This is a genomic window from Streptomyces coeruleofuscus (assembly GCF_039532725.1).
Lineage (GTDB): Bacteria > Actinomycetota > Actinomycetes > Streptomycetales > Streptomycetaceae > Streptomyces > Streptomyces coeruleofuscus.
Genome location: NZ_BAAASE010000021.1, coordinates 1 through 19024, shown reverse-complemented (window position 1 = coordinate 19024; position 19024 = coordinate 1). Strand labels below are relative to the sequence as shown.

Here is a 19024-nt window from a genome sequence, read left to right as displayed (position 1 = left end):
TCCCCAGTCTGCACGGCTGTTCGCCTACTCCCAGCGGAACCAGCGCGAGGCAGCGGCCGTCAGCAGCACCGTCCAGGCCACGAGCACTCCCAGGTGGCCCCAGCCCGGCCAGTCCCCCGCCGCGGCCTGGTTCAAGGCCTCGGCCGCCGCCCCGAACGGTGTGAAGCCGACGCACCGGGCGAGGACGTCCGGCATGGTCTGCACCGGCATCCACACGCCCGCGCAGAACATCGCCGGGAAGAACACCGCCGACCCGATGGCGCCGGCGATCTTCGTCGACCGGGACAGCGCGGAGATCACCGCGCCCAGCGCGAGGGCGACCAGGACGGCCAGGAGCAGGGCGAGGGCGTATCCGAAGCCCTGCCGAGGCAGCCGTACGCCGAAGGCGAGCCGGCCGACCGCGAGGACGAGCAGCGCCGACACCAGGGCGGCCCCGCCGTACAGCAGCATCTGCGCGGACAGCAGGGCGGCGGGCCGCACCGGCGTCGTGGACATCCGGCGCAGGATCCCCCGCTCGCGGTAGCCGGTCAGGGTCTGCGGCATCGCCTGGATCCCGCCCATGATCAGGCCGAGCAGCACGCTGACCGGGACGTAGCCGTCGACCGGGCGCAGCCCGCCGAAGGACGGGTCGGCCTCGCGGAAGGACGGGATCGAGCCGAGGATCGCCAGCAGCAGGGTCGGGAACACCAGGATCCAGAAGAGGCTCCCGGGCTCCCGGCGGAACAGGCGGACCTCGCTCCTCAGTACGGCGGGGTTGACCAGGTGCGTGCTCATGCCGCTGCCTCCTTGGTGAGGTCGAGGAACGCGTCGTCCAGCGTGGCGTCGGTGACCCGGAGCTGGTGGGCCGTGACGCGGGCGCGGGCGAGGAGGGTGAGGACGGCGTTGACCGTCTCGTCGGTGCCGGACAGGGTGACGCGGCCCTCCTTGTACTCGACCGACGCGAGCGCGGGCAGGGCGTTCAGGTCACGGTCGTCCAGGGGGGCGGACGGCGTGAAGCTGATGACGGTGGCGCCCGCCGAGCGGCGGATCAGCCCGGCCGGGGTGTCCAGGGCGGCCACCCGGCCCTTGTCGATCACGGCGATGCGGTCGCACAGCCGCTGCGCCTCCTCCATGAAGTGGGTGACGAGGAGGACGGTCACGCCGTTCGCGCGGATGTCCTCGATCAGTTCCCAGGTGTCCCGGCGGGCGCGCGGGTCGAGGCCTGTCGTCAGCTCGTCCAGGACGACGGCCCGCGGATTGCCCACCAGCGCGAGCGCGATGAACAGCCGCTGCTTCTGACCGCCGGAGAGCCTGGCGAACCGGGTCGTCAACTTGGCCGTGAGGCCGAGGCGTTCGGCGAGGGGCCGCCAGTCGAGCGGGCTCGGGTAGAAGGCGCTGTACAGCTCCAGCGCCTCGCGGACGGTGAGCTTGGCCTGCAACTCGCTCTCCTGGAGCTGCGCGCCGAGCACGCGGCGGGTGGCCTCGTGCTCGGTGACGGGGTCCAGGCCCGTGACGCGGACCCGGCCGGAGTCGGGCACGCGCAGGCCCTCCACGCACTCCACGGTGGTGGTCTTCCCGGCGCCGTTCGGCCCGAGGATCCCGAAGATCTCCCCCTCCTCCACGGCGAAGGAGACACCGTCGACGGCGGGCCGTCCGGCGTAGCTCTTGCGCAACTCGGTGACTTCGATGACAGGTGCGGTCGGCATGGGACGAGGGTCGCGGCGCGGTGGGTACCGGCGCATCGGCCGTCGCGCTCGAACGGGCATCATCCGATCGGTTGATGCCACCGTAAGACCCCTCGAACGCCCAGGTCGCAGGACCGGCGGCCGGCCCGGGTGCGGCGGAAACCCGGTGGGCAGTGTCAGTGGCGATCCGTAGGCTCGCTGCTGATGGCCACGACACCCGCCCCCGCCCAGGACCGTTCCGCCGTGCGTACGCTGCTGCGCCTGTGGCCGTACGTGCGGCCCGTGCGGGTGCGGCTGTTCACCGCCGCGTTCGTGGCGGTACTCGCCTCCTGCGTGGCCCTGGTGATCCCGCTCGTCCTGAAGTGGATGGTGGACGGGCCCATCGCGGACCGGGACCCGGGCGGGGTCTGGCTCGGCGCGCTGTACCTGCTGCTGCTCGGCCTCGCCGAGGCCCTGCTGTTCGGGCTGCGGCGGTGGCTGGTGGCGCGTCCGCTCTCCCACGTCGAGGCGTCCATGCGGGCGGATCTGTACCGTCACCTCCAGCGGCTGCCGGTGGCCTTCCACGACCGGTGGGCCTCGGGACAGTTGCTGTCCCGGGGGACGACGGACCTGATGCTGCTGCGCATGTTCCTCGCCTTCCCGCTGACCTTCCTGCTGGTCAACGGCGTGACGATCCTCGTCGGCGTGGTCATCATGCTGCTCCAGGACTGGACCCTGGGGCTGGTGATCCTCGGGCCCGCCGTGCCCGTGATGGTCACGTGCGTGATCTTCGAGAAGCGGTACGCCAAGGTGGCCCGGCTCGCCCAGGACCAGGTCGGCGACCTGACGACGGTCGTCGAGGAGAGCGTGCTCGGCATCCGCATCATCAAGGGCTTCGGCCGGCACCGGAGCCAGGCCCGTGCGTTCCGGGACCTGTCGGGGACGCTGCGCGGCACGGAGCTGCGCAAGGCGCGGCTGCTGGCGACGATCTGGGGCGTCATCGTGACGCTGCCGGAGGTCGCGATCGGGGCGGCGCTGGTGGTGGGGGTGGTGCAGGTGGCCGACGGGGAGCTGTCGGCGGGGACGCTGGTGGCGTTCCTGTCCACGGCGCTGGCGCTGCGGTGGCCGGTGGAGTCGATCGGGTTCCTGCTGGCGATGAGCCAGGAGGCGGCGACGGCGACGGAGCGGTACTTCGAGGTGATGGACGAGGACGCCGAGGAGCGGGGGGCTTACGGTGGTCCCGCGTCGCCGACCGCGACGGGGTCCGGTCTCCGGTTCCACGACGTGACCTTCCGCTACCCGGACGCCCCGCCCGGCTCCCCTCCCGTCCTGGACAAGGTGGACCTCCACATCCGCCCCGGCGAGTCCATGGCCCTGGTCGGAGCGACCGGCAGCGGCAAGACCACCCTCACGGCGCTCATCCCCCGCTTCTACGAGGTGGCCTCGGGCCGCATCACCCTCGACGGCGTCGACATCACGACCCTGTCCAGAGAGGCGCTGCGCGCCAAGGTCGCGGTCGCCTTCGAGGAGCCCACGCTGTTCTCGGCCGCGGTCGGCGACAACGTTCTCATGGGGGCCGACGACAGGGCCGGCCCGGCGGAGCTGGAGCGCGCCCTGGCCGTCGCCCAGGCCGACTTCGTGCACGCCCTGCCGCAGGGGACGGACACCCAGGTGGGCGAGCAGGGCCTCAGCCTCTCCGGCGGGCAGCGGCAGCGCCTGGCCCTGGCCAGAGCTGTCGTCGGACAGCCAGAGTTCCTCGTCCTGGACGACCCGCTGTCGGCCCTGGACGTGCACACCGAGGCCGCCGTCGAGGCCGCCCTGCGACAGGTCCTCGCGGACACCACCGCCCTGATCGTGGCGCACCGCCCGTCCACGGTGCTGCTCGCCGACCGTGTCGCGCTGCTGTCCGGCGGCCGGATCGCCGCGGTCGGCACCCACCACGAACTGCTGCGCACGAACGCCGAGTACGCGCACTTGATGTCCGGCGAACAGTCAGGGGAACAGCCGGGCGAGCAGTCCGGCGAACATTCCGGCGAGCAGTCCGGCGAACATTCCGCCGAGCAGTCCGGCGAGAAGGAGGACGCACGATGACGGCGGCCACCACCGCACCGGCCGACGGGACACCCGACGACGACAAGCCCGACACCGAGAAGCCCGACACCGAGAAGCCCGACGCTCGGACCTCCGCCACCGGCGACCCCTTCGACCGGGACGTCCTGCCCACACCCCCGGGCGCCACCGCCGCCCTGCTGCGCTCCCTGCTCGCGCCCATGAAGGCCCGCGTCACGGTCACCTCGCTCCTGCTGCTGCTCCAGCAGGCGGTCGTGCAAGCGGGCCCGCTGCTCGTGGCGTACGCCATCGACCGTGCCGTCCCGGCGTTCCGGGCGCAGGACCACGGGCCGCTGATCGCGGTGGCCGTCGGCTATCTGGCGTGCGCGCTGGCCGCGGGCGGGCTCCAGTTCGCGTTCGTCACCGCCGCGGCCCGCGTCAACCAGGACGTCCTGCTCGACCTGCGCGGCCGGATCTTCCGCCACGCGCAGACACTGAGCGTCGACTTCCACGAGCGCTACACCTCGGGCCGGCTCATCTCCCGCTCCACCACGGACGTGGAGTCCCTGCGGGAGCTGCTGGACGAGGGCCTTCAGGAACTCGTCACGGTCATCCTGTCCTTCGTCTACATCTCGGCGATGCTGCTCTGGCTCGACCTGGGCCTCGGGGGCGTGGCGGTGGCGTCCCTGGTGCCGCTCTACGCCCTGGTGCGGCTGTACCAGCGGCGCGCCGGGCGGGTGTACCGGGCGCGGTCGACCGCCATCGCCGCCGTCATCGTCAAGTTCGTCGAGACCATGAACGGCATCCGCCCGGTGCGTGCCTTCCGCCGCGAGGCGGCCAACGACGCGGACTTCGGCGCGCTCAACCAGCGGCACGAGCGGACCAACGGCGACGCGCTGCTGGAGATGGCCCGGTACGTCACCGGTTCACGGCTGGTCGCCAACACGGCGGTCGCCGCGATCGTGCTGTGGGGCGCCTACCGGGTCGCGGACGGCACGCTGGCCCTCGGTGTGCTGGCGGCGGCCGTGCTGTACCTGCGGCGGCTCTACGACCCGATCGACCGGCTCGGCATGTTCCTCAACTCCTACCAGTCGGCGGCGGCGTCGCTGGAGAAGATCGCCGGGCTGCTCGCACAGACGCCATCCGTGCCCGAGCCGACGAGTCCCCGACAGCTCCCCGCGCTGGAGAGCGAACAGCCGGGCCGCGAGGTCGTCTTCGACGGCGTCCGCTTCGGCTACCGCACCGGCGGCGAGGTCCTGCCCCGTTTCGACCTGACGATCCCGGCCGGGCAGACGGTCGCGGTCGTCGGCTCCACGGGCGCCGGCAAGTCGACCCTGGCCAAGCTGCTGGCCCGGTTCTACGACCCCTCCGACGGCCGGGTGCTGCTGGACGGCGTCGACCTGCGCGACCTCGACGTGCCCGAACTGCGGCGCGGGGTGGTCATGGTGACGCAGGAGGCCTTCCTGTTCTCCGGCACGGTCGCCGACAACATCGCGATCGGCCGGCCCGACGCCTCGCGCGAGGAGATCGAGCGGGCGGCGAAGGAGCTCGGCGCGCACGACTTCATCAGCTCCTTGCCCGACGGCTACGACACCGACGTACGCAAGCGGGGCGGTCGCATCTCGGCCGGTCAGCGGCAACTGGTCGCGTTCGCGCGAGCGTTGCTGGCGGATCCGGCGGTGCTGATCCTCGACGAGGCGACCAGCTCGCTGGACATCCCGGGCGAGCGTGCGGTGCAGCGGGCGATGTCGACGGTGCTGAAGGGCCGTACGGCCGTGGTCATCGCGCACCGGCTGTCGACCGTCGAGATCGCGGACCGGGTCCTGGTGATGGAACACGGGAAGATCGTCGAGGACGGCGGTCCCGCCGAACTCGTCGCGGGCACGGGCAGGTTCGCGGATCTGCACCGGGCCTGGCGGGACAGCCTGGCGTAGGACGGCGGCGGAAGGGCGGCGGAGGCGGGCGGATGATCGACGCGTACGAGGACCCCGGCACACCCGACTCCCGGAGCGGCGGCCGTTACCTGTGGTGGCTGGTCGCCCGGCAGCCCTGGCGGTGTGCGGCCGGGGCGATGTTCGGCAGTGTGTGGATGGTGCTGCTGGCGGCGACGCCGTATCTGATGTCCCGGGCGATCGACGACGGTCTGGAGCCCGGCGACATGGGCGCGCTGGCAATCTGGAGCGGCGCGCTGTTCACGGTCGGGGCGTTCAACTCCTGGCTGAGCATCATGCGCCACCGCACCATGACCCGTGTCCGTATGGACGCCAACTTCCGCACGGTGAAGGTCGTCGTCGGCCATGCGGTGCGGCTCGGCGCCTGGCTGCCGCGGCAGATGGGAGCCGGGGAGGTCGTCACGATCGGCGTGGGCGACGTGCAGACGATCAGCCAGTCGCTGACGGTGGTCGGCCCCGGAGTCGGCGCGGTCGTGGCCTATCTGGCGGTCGCCGTCCTGCTGCTCTCGGTATCGCCGCTCATCGCCACGGTCGTCCTGCTCGGCATCCCGGTGATCGTCCTGCTCGTCGGCCCGCTGCTCGGGCGGCTACAGGGTTCCGAGACGGAGTACCGCGAGCGGCAGGGCGTGCTCACCGCGCGGATCGGCGACCTGGCGGGCGGCCTGCGGGTCCTCGCCGGGCTGGGCGGCAAGACGCTGGTCGCGGACGCCTTCCGCCGTGACTCGCAGCGGCTGCGCGAGCAGGGGTACCGGGTCGGCGCGGTGACCAGCTGGGTCCAGGCCCTCGGTATCGGCCTGCCCACCCTCTTCCTCGCCGTGGTGACCTGGCTGGCGGCCCGCCTGGCCGCCCAGGGGGACATCACCGTGGGCCAGTTGGTGTCGGTCTACGGCTACGTCGCGGTGCTGGTGGGCCCGGTGTCCTTCTGGGTGGAGTGCGGCTACCAGATCAGCCGCGGCCTGGTGTGCGCGCGTCGCGTCGTACGGTTCCTGCGCCTGGAGCCGATGCCGGACACCGGCACCCGGGACGCCCCGTCCGAACCGTCGGCCCTGTACGACCCCGAGTCCGGCGTGCGCGTCCGGCCGGGCTGTCTGACTGCCCTGGTCGCGGAACACCCGGCCGACGCCACGGCGATCCTGGACCGCCTCGCCCGGTACGCCCCTTCGAACGCGACCTGGGGCGGGATACGCCTGGACGACATCGCGCTCCCCCAGATCCGGGAACACATCCTGCTGACCGACCACGAGTCCGACCTGTTCGCAGGAACCCTCCAGGACATGATCAGGTCTTTTGGGGGCGCGGGGCTGTGTCGGTATGCGGCTCCGCCGCGGGGCGCGACAAGCCACAACGAACCCGCAGCCGCCACTCAACACGACACGGCACTTCAGACGGCGCTCCACACCGCCGCAGCCGAAGACATCGTCCAAGCCCTCCCCCACGGCCTGAACACCCACATGGCCGCCCAGGCCCGCAACCTCTCCGGCGGCCAACGCCAACGCATCCGCCTGGCCAGAGCCCTCCTCGCCGCCCCGGAGATCCTCCTCACCGTCGAGCCCACCTCCGCCCTCGACGCCCACACCGAAGCCACCGTCGCCGACCGCCTCAGAGAGGCCCGGCACGGCCGCACCACGGTCGTGACCACCACCTCCCCCCTCGTCCTGGACCGCACGGACACCGTCCACTACCTGGTCGACGGCAAGGTCGCGGCCTCGGGCGGCCACCACGAACTGCTCGACACCACCCCCGGCTACCGCGCCCTCGTGGCCAGGGACAACGAGGAGGCCGTCCGATGAGCCCCGCACACCTGCCCGTGGCCGAACGGGCGGACGTCCGGCGGGCGTTGCTGGACCTCGTACGCGCCGACACCCGAGCCTTCACCACCGTCCTCGGCCTCAACGCCCTCGCCGCCCTGGCCGGTCTGGCAGGGCCCTGGCTGCTGGGCCGGATGATCGACGACGTCCGCGCCGGGCAGGGCGTGGCGGCCGTGGACCGGCTGGCCCTCGTACTCCTGGTCTGCGCCCTCGCCCAGCTGTTCCTGGCCCGCTGGGCCCGCTACGTAGGCCACCGCTTCGGCGAACGCACCCTCGCGCGCGTACGGGAACGGTTCGTGGACCGCGCCCTCGACCTGCCCGCCTCGGTCGTGGAACGCGCCGGCACCGGCGACCTGACGGCCCGCGGCACCTCGGACGTCACCACCGTGGGCAACACGCTGCGGGACGCCGGTCCGGAACTGCTCATCAACCTCGTGCAGTGCCTGTTCCTGGTCGGCGCGGTGTTCCTGCTGGACCCGCTGCTCGGTGCCGTCGGCGTGCTCGGCCTGACGCCGGTCTGGCTGGCGTTGCGCTGGTACCTGCGGCGGGCCCGGGACGGGTATCTCGCCGAGGGAGCTGCCACCTCGGACGTCGCGGAGATCCTCGCGGCGACCGCGGCCGGAGCGCGCACGGTGGAGGCGTTCCGGCTCCGCGGGCAGCGCACCGCCGCGAGCCGGGAGGCGCTGGAGACGTCCCGCCGTACGCGCTTCCACACGCTGTTCCTGCGCACGGTGTTCTTCCCGGCGGTGGAGGTGTCGTACGTCCTCCCGGTCGCCGGCGTGCTGGTGATCGGCGGGGCGCTGCACACCTCGGGCTCGATGAGCCTCGGGGCAGTCGTGGCGGCGGCCCTGTATCTGCACCAGTTGAGCGGCCCGCTGGACGAGATCCTGGTGCGGGTCGAGCAACTCCAGAGCAGCGGCGCCTCCTTCGCCCGGGTGGAAGGGCTGGCCCGGGCTCCGCGGGCGGCCGGGGAGGGCGTGGGTCCGGATCCGGACGGCGACCGTATCGACGTCACCGGCGTGCGCTACGCCTACGACGGGGGTGTCGAGGTGCTGCGCGGCGTCGACCTGACGGTGACGCCCGGGGAGCGGCTGGCCATGGTCGGGCCGTCGGGCGCCGGCAAGACCACACTGAGCCGGCTGATGGCGGGCATCGACGCGCCGACCGCCGGCTCCGTGACGGTCGGCGGCGTGCCCGTCGTCGGGCTCGGACCGGAGCGGCTGCGCCGCCAGGTCGTCCTGGTCACCCAGGAGCACCACGTGTTCCTCGGCACGGTCCGCGACAATCTGCGGATCGCCGAACCGTCCGCCGGGGACGAGGAGTTGTGGCAGGCGCTGTCGGTGGTCGGCGCCGACGCGTGGGTGCGGGAGCTGCCGGAGGGCCTGGACACCCGCCTCGGCCAGGGCGGTCACCGCACCGACGGCTCACAGGCCCAGCAACTCGCCCTGGCCCGCGTAGTGCTGGCGGACCCGCACACGCTGATCCTCGACGAGGCGACCGCGCTGCTCGACCCGACGACCGCCCGGCACACCGAGCGTGCCCTGGCCGCCGTGCTGGAGGGGCGCACCGTCATCGCCGTCGCCCACCGGCTGCACACCGCGCACGACGCCGACCGGGTGGCCGTGATGGAGGACGGCCGGCTCACCGAACTCGGCACGCACGACGAGCTGGTCGCGGCCGGCGGTGCCTACGCGGCACTGTGGCACTCCTGGCACGGGGACCTGCCCGACGCCCGTGAACCGTCCGCATAGCGAACATGAACTTCCGGTCAACGAACCGTTTCCGGCCATAGTGTTGACGCGCCCCTGACAGAAAGCGCGCTCCCCTGCCACGCTTCCCACGACTGCTCCACGGCAACCCCACGGCAACACCTCCACCTCCCCAGGCCGGGCGACCCCCGGTCCCGCAGAAGGAGCCAGTGTTGAGAAGCAGTTCCTCGCGAAGAAGCACCTCTCACAGACGCACTCCCCACACCCCCCGCCGCACCGCGGCCGTGGCCCTCGCCGGCGTCGCCGCGCTGATCGCCGCCGCCGTGCAGAGCGGCACCGCCACCGCAGCCCCTACGATGGCACCGTCGGCCGCGAGCAAGGCGAACCCCGGCTCGGAGTCGGTCCGGCTCTCCCCCGCCCAGCGCGCCGCCCTGATCCGCGAGGCCGACGCGGACAAGGCCGGGACGGCGAAGGACCTGGGCCTCGGCACCAAGGAGAAGCTGGTCGTCCGCGACGTCCTCAAGGACCGCGACGGCACCCTGCACACGCGCTACGAGCGCACCTACGACGGTCTGCCGGTCCTCGGCGGCGACCTCGTCGTGGAGAGCACGAAGGCGGACGACACGGCCGCCGTCGTGAAGGCCACCCGCGCCGCGATCAAGCCGGCCACGACGAAGACCGCGGTGTCCGCCGCGAAGGCCCGGCAGCAGGCCCTGGCCGCGGGCAAGGCCGAGGACGCCAGGAACCCGGCCGTCAACCGGGAGCCCCGCAAGGTGATCTGGGCCGCGAACGGCAAGCCGGTCGTGGCGTACGAGACGGTCGTCGGCGGCTTCCAGCACGACGGAACCCCGCAGGAACTGCACGTCGTCACCGACGCCACCACCGGCGAGAAGCTGTACGAGTGGGAGGCCATCGAGAACGGCACCGGCAACACGGTGTACTCCGGCACGGTCGACCTCACGACCACGCAGTCGGGTTCGGCGTACAACCTCACCGACGGCGCCCGCGGCAACCACAAGACGTACAACCTCAACCGCGGCACCTCCGGCACCGGCACCCTCTTCTCCGGCTCCGACGACGTCTGGGGCGACGGCAGCCCGTCCAACCTGGAGTCGGCCGCCGCCGACGCCCACTACGGCGCCGCGCTGACGTGGGACTACTACAAGAACGTGCACGGCCGCAGCGGCATCCGCGGCGACGGCGTGGGCGCGTACTCCCGTGTCCACTACGGCAACAACTACGTCAACGCGTTCTGGTCGGACAGCTGCTTCTGCATGACGTACGGCGACGGCTCGGGCAACGCCAACCCGCTGACGTCGATCGACGTGGCCGCGCACGAGATGACGCACGGGCTCACCTCGAACACCGCGGGCCTCAACTACAGCGGCGAGTCCGGCGGTCTGAACGAGGCGACCTCCGACATCTTCGGCGCGACCGTCGAGTTCTTCGCCAAGAACACCTCCGACGTCGGTGACTACCTCATCGGCGAGGAGATCGACATCAACGGCGACGGCACGCCGCTGCGCTACATGGACAAGCCCAGCAAGGACGGCGACTCCAAGGACGCCTGGTACTCGGGCATCGGCTCGATCGACGTGCACTACTCCTCGGGCCCGGCGAACCACTTCTTCTACCTGCTGAGCGAGGGCAGCGGCACCAAGACCATCAACGGTGTCACCTACGACTCGCCCACCTCGGACGGCCTTCCGGTCACCGGCATCGGCCGGGACAAGGCGGAGAAGATCTGGTTCCGCGCGCTGACCACCAAGTTCACCTCGACCACCAACTACGCGGGCGCCCGCACCGGCACCCTCGCGGCGACCGGTGAGCTCTACGGCACCGACAGCGCCGAGTACAAGGCGGTCCAGGACGCGTGGGCGGGCGTGAACGTCGGCGCCCGCTCCGGTGGTGGAGGCGGCGGCGGTACGTCGTTCGAGAACACCGCCGACGTGGCGATCCCGGACCGGGGCGCGGCGGTCACGTCGCCGGTCACCGTCTCCGGCCGGACGGGCAACGCGCCGTCCAACCTCCAGGTCGCCGTGGACATCGTCCACACCTACATCGGTGACCTCCAGGTGCAGCTCGTCGCCCCCGACGGCACGGCGTACACGCTGAAGGGCTACGGAACCGGCGGCAGCGCGGACAACATCGCCACCACCTACACGGTGAACGCCTCCTCCGAGGCCGCCAACGGCGTCTGGCAGCTGCGGGTCCAGGACAACGCGGCCCGCGACACCGGCTACATCAACAGCTGGAAGCTCACCTTCCCGTAGGCCCGTTCGCGGTCTGCCCAGGGCAGGGCGCCGCCCCGGTGGGTTCGACTCCCCCGGGGCGGCGCCCGCTTCACGTCCCGGGTGCGACACGTCGCCGTCGTTTTCCGGCCAACATCACGTGGTGCTCCTGACATGTACGCGTCCCAAGTGCCACTCTTCCCCCACCCGCCGCACAGCACCCCAGCACTTCCCCCACATCTAGGAGCTCGTGTGACCTCCCCTCTCTACGCGCGTCACAAGCGCACCACGCTGGCCATCGCCACCGCCGTCGCGGCCGGCGCCCTGCTCACCACCGGCCTGACCTCCGGCAGCAGCGTCGCCGCCGACTCCTCCGCCGCCGGCAAGCCGGCCCTGGCGGCCGCACCCGTCCTGCTGACCGCGCCGGCCCGCGCCGCCCTCATCAAGGAGCAGCAGGCGGACGCCACCGGGACCGCCGACGAGATAGGCCTCGGCGACCAGGAGAAGCTGGTCGTCAAGGACGTCGTGAAGGACGCCGACGGCACCGTCCACACCCGCTACGAGCGCACCTACGCGGGCCTGCCGGTCCTCGGCGGCGACCTCGTCGTGCACGAGTCGAAGTCGGGTGAGACCAAGGGCGTCACCAGAGCGACGAAGGCCGCGCTCAAGGTCGCCTCGCTCAAGCCGGCGGTCCCCGCCGCCAAGGCCGAGAAGCAGGCCGTGACGCTCGCCGAGGCGGCCGGCTCGGAGAAGACCGAGGCGAACTCCACGCCCCGCAAGGTGATCTGGGCGGCCGCCGGCAAGCCCACCCTCGCCTACGAGACGGTCGTCGGCGGCCTCCAGGAGGACGGCACCCCGAACGAACTGCACGTCATCACGGACGCCGCCACCGGCAAGAAGCTCTACGAGTACCAGGGCATCGAGACCGGCACCGGCAACACCACCTACAGCGGCAAAGTCACCATCGGCACCACGAAGTCCGGGTCGTCCTACACCCTGACGGACGGCACGCGCGGCGGCCACAAGACGTACAACCTGGGCCGCGGCACCTCCGGCACCGGCACCCTCTTCTCCGGCTCCGACGACGTCTGGGGCACCGGCAACCCCTCCAACCTGGAGACCGCCGCCGCCGACGCCCACTACGGCGCCCAGGTGACCTGGGACTTCTACAAGAACACCTTCGGCCGCAGCGGCATCCGCAACGACGGCAAGGCGGCCTACTCGCGCGTCCACTACGGCAACAACTACGTCAACGCCTTCTGGTCGGACGGCTGCTTCTGCATGACCTACGGCGACGGCTCGGGCAACACCCACCCGCTGACCTCGCTCGACGTGGCCGCGCACGAGATGAGCCACGGCCTGACGTCGGCCACGGCCGGCCTCAACTACAGCGGCGAGTCCGGCGGTCTGAACGAGGCGACGAGCGACATCTTCGGCGCGGGCGCGGAGTTCTTCGCCAACAACTCCTCCGACGCCGGTGACTACCTCATCGGCGAGGAGATCGACATCAACGGCGACGGCTCCCCGCTGCGCTACATGGACAAGCCCAGCAAGGACGGCGACTCCAAGGACGCCTGGTCGTCCAGCCTGGGCGGCCTGGACGTCCACTACTCCTCCGGTCCCGCCAACCACTTCTTCTACCTGCTGTCCGAGGGCAGCGGCGCGAAGACCATCAACGGCGTGACCTACGACTCGCCGACGTCCAACGGCTCCACGGTCACCGGCATCGGCCGCACCAAGGCACTTCAGATCTGGTACAAGGCGCTGACGACGTACATGACGTCGACGACCAAGTACGCGGCCGCCCGCACGGCGACCCTCAACGCGGCCTCGGCGCTCTACGGCGCGTCGAGCACCGAGTACAAGGCGGTCGCGGCCGCCTGGTCCGCCGTCAACGTGGGCTGACCGAAGCGCAGGCGAGGGCGGTACCCGGAGCGACGGCAGCTCCGGGTACCGTCCTACTCTTGGTGACCATGTCTTCGGAAGACTTCACCTATGCCGACGTCGGGGCCACCCGTGACGAGGGCTTCTGCCCGCCGGGCTTCCACCTCATGAACGTGCGTACCCGCCTCGGGGAAGGCGAGGAGGTCTTCCGCCGGGCCTCGGAGGCGGTGCTCACCTGGGAGATGCACCGGGCCCTGGGCGTCGGCATAGACGCCGGCGCGGACCGGGCCGCCCCCGGCGTCGACGTCACCGTCACCCTCGCCGGAATGATCAAGGCCCCCTGCCGTGTGGTGTGGACGGTCGAGGAGCCCCGCCGCGTCGGCTGGGCCTACGGCACCCTGACCGGCCACCCCGAGTGCGGCGAGGAGTCCTTCGTCGTGGCCCGCACGGGCGACGGCACGGTCTGGCTGACGGTGAACGCGTTCAGCCGGGCGGCCAAGTGGTACGCGAGGGCCGGCGGCCCGGCGACCAGGGGATTCCAGCACGCCTATGCCCGCCGCTGCGGTACCGTCCTGCGGAACCTTGCAATGCAGGGTGGTGCGGAGGCCTGAAGGGGCGCGGGGAACTGCGCGACCAGCCCCCGAGCTCCCGCAGACAACACTCAACGCATCAACAACCCCGCAGCCTCGACAAGCTCCTCAGAGGGCCCGGCCACCAGCCCCAGCTCCGCACTCGAAGCCAACAGCCGATGCGCAGGCAGGATCCGCACCGTATACCCAAAAGGCCCGGTGCGATCCAGCGACAAGGGCCCCTCATAAACCCAGCGCCCGTCCTGCCCGGGGGACCCGACCGGCTTCAACGGAACGACCGCCGCGTCAGCGATGTGGTCCTCCTCGTCCACCCGCCCCGAAACGGCCTGCACCTCCACGTCGTCCGGCCCGAGCTCACCGAGGCCGACCCGCACGCGAAGCCCCAGCGTCGTACCCAGCTCCGCCAGCGCCTCCGACGCCGACGTCTCCACATGGTCGACGGTGACCCCCGGCCAGGCCGCCCGCACCCTGGTCTTCCACTCGGCGAGATCGCGCGCCGCGTCCGGGCCCATGGACCGGTGGGAGAGCGCAGCGGGCGCGTAGAGCCGCTCCACGTACTCGCGGACCATCCGCCCGGCCAGCACCTTCGGCCCGAGCAGGCTCAGCGTCTGGCGGACCATCTCGATCCACCGGTCGGGCAGCCCGCTCTGGCCGCCGCGCTCGTAGAAGCGCGGCGTCACCCGCTGCTCCAGCAGGTCGTACAGCGCCGCGGCCTCTATGTCGTCGCGGTGGTCCGCGTCGGTCCCCACACCGTCGGCCGTGGGAATGGCCCAGCCGAAGTCGGGCTGGAACCACTCGTCCCACCACCCGTCCAGGACGGACAGATTGAGACAGCCGTTGAGCGCCGCCTTCATCCCGGACGTGCCGCAGGCCTCCAGCGGGCGAAGCGGGTTGTTCAGCCAGATGTCGCACCCCGGGTACAGCTTCTGCGCCATCCCCATGCCGTAGTCCGGCAGGAACACGATCCGGTGCCGTACCCGCGGATCGTCCGCGAACCGCACCAGCTCCTGCACCAGCCGCTTCCCGCCGTCGTCCGCGGGATGCGCCTTGCCCGCCACGACGATCTGGACCGGCCGCTCGGGATGCAGCAGCAGGTCCATCAGCCGGTCGCGGTCGCGCAGCATCAGCGTCAGGCGCTTGTACGACGGGACGCGCCGCGCGAAGCCGATGGTGAGGACGTCCGGGTCGAGCACGCCGTCGATCCAGCCCAGCTCGGCCGTGCCGGCCCCGCGCTGCCGCCAGGAGGCCCGCAGCCGCTCCCGCACCTCCGTCACGAGCTGCTCGCGCAGCCCCCGCCGCAGCTCCCAGATCTCCTGGTCGGGGATGTCCGCCACCGCGTCCCAGCGGTCCGAGCCGCCGACGGTCAGCGCGTCCTCCGCGCGGTGGACGCCGATCTGCCGGGCGCCGAGCCGGAACACCTCCGGGGCGACCCAGGTGGGCGCGTGCACACCGTTCGTCACGGAGGTGATCGGCACCTCGTCGGCGTCGAACCCGGGCCACAGGCCGGAGAACATCTCGCGGCTGACGTTGCCGTGCAGCAGGGAGACGCCGTTGGCGCGCTGGGCGAGGCGCAGGCCCATCACGGCCATGTTGAACAGGTTGGGCTCCCCGCCGGGGTAGGTCTCCATGCCGAGCCTGAGGACGCGCTCGACGTCGATGCGGGGCAGCTCGGCGTCGGGGCCGAAGTGGCGGGCGACCAGCTCGCGGTCGAAGCGGTCGATGCCGGCCGGGACGGGCGTGTGGGTGGTGAAGACGGTCCCGGCGCGGACCGACTCCAGCGCCGAGTCGAAGTCCAGGCCCTCGGCGCAGAGCTCGGCGATCCGCTCCAGGCCGAGGAACCCGGCGTGTCCCTCGTTGGTGTGGAACACCTCCGGCTCGGGGTGCCCGGTCAGCCGGCAGTACGTGCGCACCGCCCTGACCCCTCCTATGCCGAGCAGCATCTCCTGGAGCAGCCGGTGCTCGCTGCCGCCGCCGTAGAGCCGGTCGGTCACGCCGCGCTCGCCGAGGTCGTTCTCCTCGACGTCCGAGTCCAGCATCAGCAGCGGGACCCGGCCGACCTGCGCCAGCCAGATCCGGGCGTGCAGCTGCTTGCCGCCGGGCAGGGCGAGGGCCACCTGGGCGGGGGTGCCGTCGGCCTCCTCCAGGAGGACCACGGGCAGCTCGTTGGGGTCGAGCACGGGGTAGTGCTCCTGCTGCCAGCCGTCCCGGGACAGGGTCTGCCGGAAGTAGCCGTGCCGGTAGAGCAGGCCGACGCCGATCAGCGGGACGCCGAGGTCGCTGGCCGCCTTCAGGTGGTCGCCGGCCAGGATGCCGAGGCCGCCGGAGTACTGCGGAAGGGCGGCCGTGATGCCGAACTCGGGTGAGAAGTAGGCGATCGCGGCGGGGAGTTCGTCGGGCTGGGCCTGGTACCAGCGCTCGCCGGTCATGTAGTCGTTCAGATCGCCCGCGACCGCGGCGAGGCGGCGCAGGAAGCGGCGGTCTCCGGCCAGGTCCGCGAGCCGCGCGGGCGGCACGCTGCCCAGCAGCCGGACCGGGTCGCCGCCCGAGGCGGCCCAGCGCTCGGGGTCGACGGACTGGAACAGGTCACGGGTCTCCGCGTGCCACGACCAGCGCAGGTTGCGGGCCAGATCACTGAGCGGCCGGAGGGGTTCGGGGAGAACGGGTCGGACGGTGAATCGACGGATCGCCTTCACGGGGTTCCACCTCGGCGCGTTCGCAGGATGACGCAGGGTTCTGACACAGGGCTTCATCGACGTCACCTACGACAGTACCGGCGTCGGTGCCGCCTCCGGTGAAGCTCCGCCACCCAATCCCCGATCGTCCGGAACCGCCCCATCCGCGGATATGGCCGATTCCGCCCCCATAGGCGTCCTTGTGGCGCTTCACACGCCACGAGAGGCTGCCCCTGGCGTACCGGCCCGCGCCTGCCGCACGCGGTGCTGCGCGGCAGCCGTACGCCGAATCGAGGAGGGGACTCGGACCATGGCACGGACGCGCGCACGGCGTCTGCGCTGGACGGGGGGCCTGGCGGCGGCGATCTGTGCCGCGGCGTTTTCGGCCATCACCCTGCCCGCGCACGCCGTACCGGAGGGGCGGATACTCGGCGCCGGACAACCCGGCTCCGTGCACGGAAGTTACCTGGTCACATTGAAGGAGGGCACACGGGCTCCGTCGGCTGCCGGACGGGCCCTCGCCGAGAAGTACGGGGTGAACATCAGCCACATCTACGGCACCGTCCTGAACGGCTACGCGATCCGGACGGACGAGAGACGGGCCGGGCGGCTCGCCGCCGACCCCCGGGTCGCGTCGGTCGTGCAGGACACCCGGGTCCGGCTGGACCGCACCCGGCACGAGCCGCCCTCCTGGGGCCTGGACCGCGTCGACCAGCCGGGCCTGCCGCTGGACCGGAGCTACACCTGGCCGCAGTCGGCGGGCGCCGGGGTCACCGTGTACGTGATCGACACCGGCGTCCGGACCACGCACCGGGACTTCGGCGGCCGGGCGGGGCACGGCTGGGACTTCGTCGGGAACGACGCGGTCGCGTCGGACGCCAACGGCCACGGCACGCACGTCGCCGGCACGGTCGCCGGGAAGAACCACGGTGTCGCCAAGAAGGCCCGCGTCGTCTCCGTACGCGTCCTCGACGCCGCGGGAGCGGGCACCACGGCCCGGGTGATCGCCGGGATCGACTGGGTGACCCGGCACGCGAAGAAACCCGCCGTCGCCAACCTCAGCCTGGGCGGCCCGGGCAACGACCGGCTGGACGCCGCCGTCCGCGCCTCCATCGCCTCCGGCGTCACCTACACGGTCGCCGCGGGCAACGACGGCAGGCCGGCGGCTCTGTACTCCCCGGGGCGCGTCAAACAGGCGATCACGGTCGGCGCGACCGACCGGAGGGATGTGAAACCGGCCTTCTCCAACCACGGTCCGGCCCTCGATCTCTTCGCTCCGGGCGTGCACATCACCTCCGCGTCCGCGGCGAGCGACACGGCGCGGGCCACGTCCTCGGGTACCTCGATGGCGGCGCCGCATGCCGCGGGCGCCGCCGCGCTGTATCTGGCCGACCACCCGAGGGCGGCTCCGGCCCAGGTCGGGACGGCCCTGACCAGCGGAGCGGCGATAGGAAGGATCTCCGGCCGCGGTCCCGGTTCGCCGGACAAGTTACTGCGGGTGCCGCACACCTAGGGCGATGGAGCAGCCACGCGCAGGGGCCGGCCTCGTCCGCGGCGGACGAGGCCGGTCTTGTGTGTCGACATACGCGTGAGTAGTTAACAAAGTGCCGGATTGCCCACCCGAATAGGGTGGGAAGGCTCCTCCGGGTACCCCTCTCAGGAGCACCATGCAGGACCCACCTCCCCACAGACATCCGCCCACCCACGTTGACGCGGACAGGAGCGGTCATGCCCGCCAAGCACCATTCGTCACCATCCCCCACCCGCCGCACCGGGGCGCGCGCGCCCGGCGGTGAGCCACGTCCCGCGCGCCCGGCCGACGCCGGTCCGCATGTCCCGGAACCACCCCCCGTGGGCGAGGCGACCGCCGTCGGGCGCATACCCGTTCTCGATGTCAGCCCGGTCGTCCAGCGCGGACGCCGGCCGGCCAAGGCCGTGACCGGTGAGACCTTCGAGATCTCGGCGACCGTGTTCCGGGAGGGGCACGACGCGGTCGCCGCCAATGTCGTCCTGAAGGATCCCGGGGGCCGCCCAGGCCCGTGGACGCCGATGCGGGAGCTGGCCCCCGGGACGGACCGGTGGGGCGCCGAGGTCACGGCCGGAGAGCCCGGCCTGTGGACGTTCACCGTGGAGGCGTGGGGCGATCCGGTCAGCACCTGGCGCCATCACGCGCAGATCAAGATCCCGGCGGGCATGGACACGGACACCGTCCTGGAGGAGGGCGCGCGCCTGTACGAGAGGGCGGCCGCCGGTGTGCCCGAGGAGGGGGGCCGACGTGCCGTGATCCTCGCGGCCGTCGAATCCCTGCGGGACGAGACCCGCCTTGCGGCGGCGCGGCTGGCGGCGGCGCTGACGCCGGAGGTGGACGAGGTGCTGGCCCGGCATCCGCTGCGGGACCTGGTCACCACCTCAGAGCCGCTGCCCCTGCTCGTCGAGCGGGAGCGGGCCCTGTACGGCTCCTGGTACGAGTTCTTCCCCCGCTCGGA

12 protein-coding genes are annotated in these 19024 nt (G+C 72.1%); 9 read left to right on the top strand and 3 right to left on the bottom strand.

Annotation, left to right across the window (positions count from 1 at the left end; translation table 11 throughout):
- Positions 1 to 24: 24 nt before the first annotated feature.
- Both ABFX81_RS41795 and ABFX81_RS41790 read right to left on the bottom strand, forming a co-directional pair.
- Positions 25 to 774, bottom strand: coding sequence for an ABC transporter permease (locus ABFX81_RS41795; RefSeq protein ID WP_086839184.1), 750 nt, complete (start codon positions 772 to 774; stop codon positions 25 to 27).
- The gene (locus ABFX81_RS41790; protein ID WP_086839182.1) at positions 771 to 1685 is read right to left on the bottom strand and encodes an ATP-binding cassette domain-containing protein; all 915 of its coding nucleotides are present in this window, start codon (positions 1683 to 1685) and stop codon (positions 771 to 773) included. The genes ABFX81_RS41795 and ABFX81_RS41790 overlap by 4 nt, the downstream gene beginning before the upstream one ends.
- Before the next feature lie 183 nt (positions 1686 to 1868).
- Here ABFX81_RS41790 and ABFX81_RS41785 point away from each other — a divergent pair, with 183 nt between their 5' ends.
- The 7 genes from ABFX81_RS41785 (at position 1869) to ABFX81_RS41755 (ending at position 13887) form a co-directional block, all read left to right on the top strand.
- The gene (locus ABFX81_RS41785) at positions 1869 to 3734 is read left to right on the top strand and encodes an ABC transporter transmembrane domain-containing protein (protein ID WP_086839180.1); all 1866 of its coding nucleotides are present in this window, start codon (positions 1869 to 1871) and stop codon (positions 3732 to 3734) included.
- A complete protein-coding gene (locus ABFX81_RS41780) occupies positions 3731 to 5626 on the top strand; it encodes an ATP-binding cassette domain-containing protein (protein ID WP_086839178.1) in 1896 nt (631 codons plus the stop codon). The genes ABFX81_RS41785 and ABFX81_RS41780 overlap by 4 nt, the downstream gene beginning before the upstream one ends.
- A 32-nt stretch (positions 5627 to 5658) precedes the next feature.
- Positions 5659 to 7434 carry an ABC transporter transmembrane domain-containing protein gene (locus tag ABFX81_RS41775; protein WP_086839176.1) on the top strand — a complete coding sequence of 592 codons (1776 nt, stop codon included), beginning with the start codon at positions 5659 to 5661 and terminating at the stop codon, positions 7432 to 7434.
- Positions 7431 to 9203 (top strand): ABC transporter transmembrane domain-containing protein, encoded by a 1773-nt coding sequence (locus tag ABFX81_RS41770; protein WP_086839174.1) that lies wholly within the window; start codon positions 7431 to 7433, stop codon positions 9201 to 9203. The genes ABFX81_RS41775 and ABFX81_RS41770 overlap by 4 nt, the downstream gene beginning before the upstream one ends.
- A 170-nt stretch (positions 9204 to 9373) precedes the next feature.
- Positions 9374 to 11434, top strand: a complete 2061-nt coding sequence (locus tag ABFX81_RS41765) for a M4 family metallopeptidase (protein WP_086839172.1) — start codon at positions 9374 to 9376, stop codon at positions 11432 to 11434.
- Between the two features lie 210 nt (positions 11435 to 11644).
- Entirely contained in the window at positions 11645 to 13297 is a 1653-nt protein-coding gene (locus ABFX81_RS41760; protein ID WP_086839170.1) for a M4 family metallopeptidase, read from the top strand.
- A 68-nt stretch (positions 13298 to 13365) separates the two neighbouring features.
- Complete coding sequence (locus tag ABFX81_RS41755; protein WP_086839194.1) at positions 13366 to 13887, top strand: DUF1990 family protein; 522 nt, start codon at positions 13366 to 13368, stop codon at positions 13885 to 13887.
- Positions 13888 to 13937: 50 nt separating this feature from the next.
- Here ABFX81_RS41755 and ABFX81_RS41750 read toward each other — a convergent pair whose 3' ends face one another.
- A complete protein-coding gene (locus ABFX81_RS41750) occupies positions 13938 to 16559 on the bottom strand; it encodes an alpha-glucan family phosphorylase (RefSeq protein WP_086839168.1) in 2622 nt (873 codons plus the stop codon).
- Between the two features lie 289 nt (positions 16560 to 16848).
- On the opposite strand from ABFX81_RS41750, the gene ABFX81_RS41745 reads away from it, so the two are divergent.
- Positions 16849 to 18051, top strand: coding sequence for a S8 family serine peptidase (locus ABFX81_RS41745; RefSeq protein WP_086839166.1), 1203 nt, complete (start codon positions 16849 to 16851; stop codon positions 18049 to 18051).
- Between the two features lie 215 nt (positions 18052 to 18266).
- On the top strand, positions 18267 to 19024 hold a 758-nt coding region (locus ABFX81_RS41740; RefSeq protein WP_346139684.1), incomplete at its 3' end, for a maltotransferase domain-containing protein.

Bases quoted from the DNA above. Each gene is read 5' to 3' on its own strand.
- ABFX81_RS41795 (WP_086839184.1), bottom strand. From the start codon at position 774: ATGAGCACGCACCTGGTCAACCCCGCCGTACTGAGGAGCGAGGTCCGC.
- ABFX81_RS41790 (WP_086839182.1), bottom strand. From the start codon at position 1,685: ATGCCGACCGCACCTGTCATCGAAGTCACCGAGTTGCGCAAGAGCTAC.
- ABFX81_RS41785 (WP_086839180.1), top strand. From the start codon at position 1,869: ATGGCCACGACACCCGCCCCCGCCCAGGACCGTTCCGCCGTGCGTACG.
- ABFX81_RS41780 (WP_086839178.1), top strand. From the start codon at position 3,731: ATGACGGCGGCCACCACCGCACCGGCCGACGGGACACCCGACGACGAC.
- ABFX81_RS41775 (WP_086839176.1), top strand. From the start codon at position 5,659: ATGATCGACGCGTACGAGGACCCCGGCACACCCGACTCCCGGAGCGGC.
- ABFX81_RS41770 (WP_086839174.1), top strand. From the start codon at position 7,431: ATGAGCCCCGCACACCTGCCCGTGGCCGAACGGGCGGACGTCCGGCGG.
- ABFX81_RS41755 (WP_086839194.1), top strand. From the start codon at position 13,366: ATGTCTTCGGAAGACTTCACCTATGCCGACGTCGGGGCCACCCGTGAC.
- ABFX81_RS41745 (WP_086839166.1), top strand. From the start codon at position 16,849: ATGGCACGGACGCGCGCACGGCGTCTGCGCTGGACGGGGGGCCTGGCG.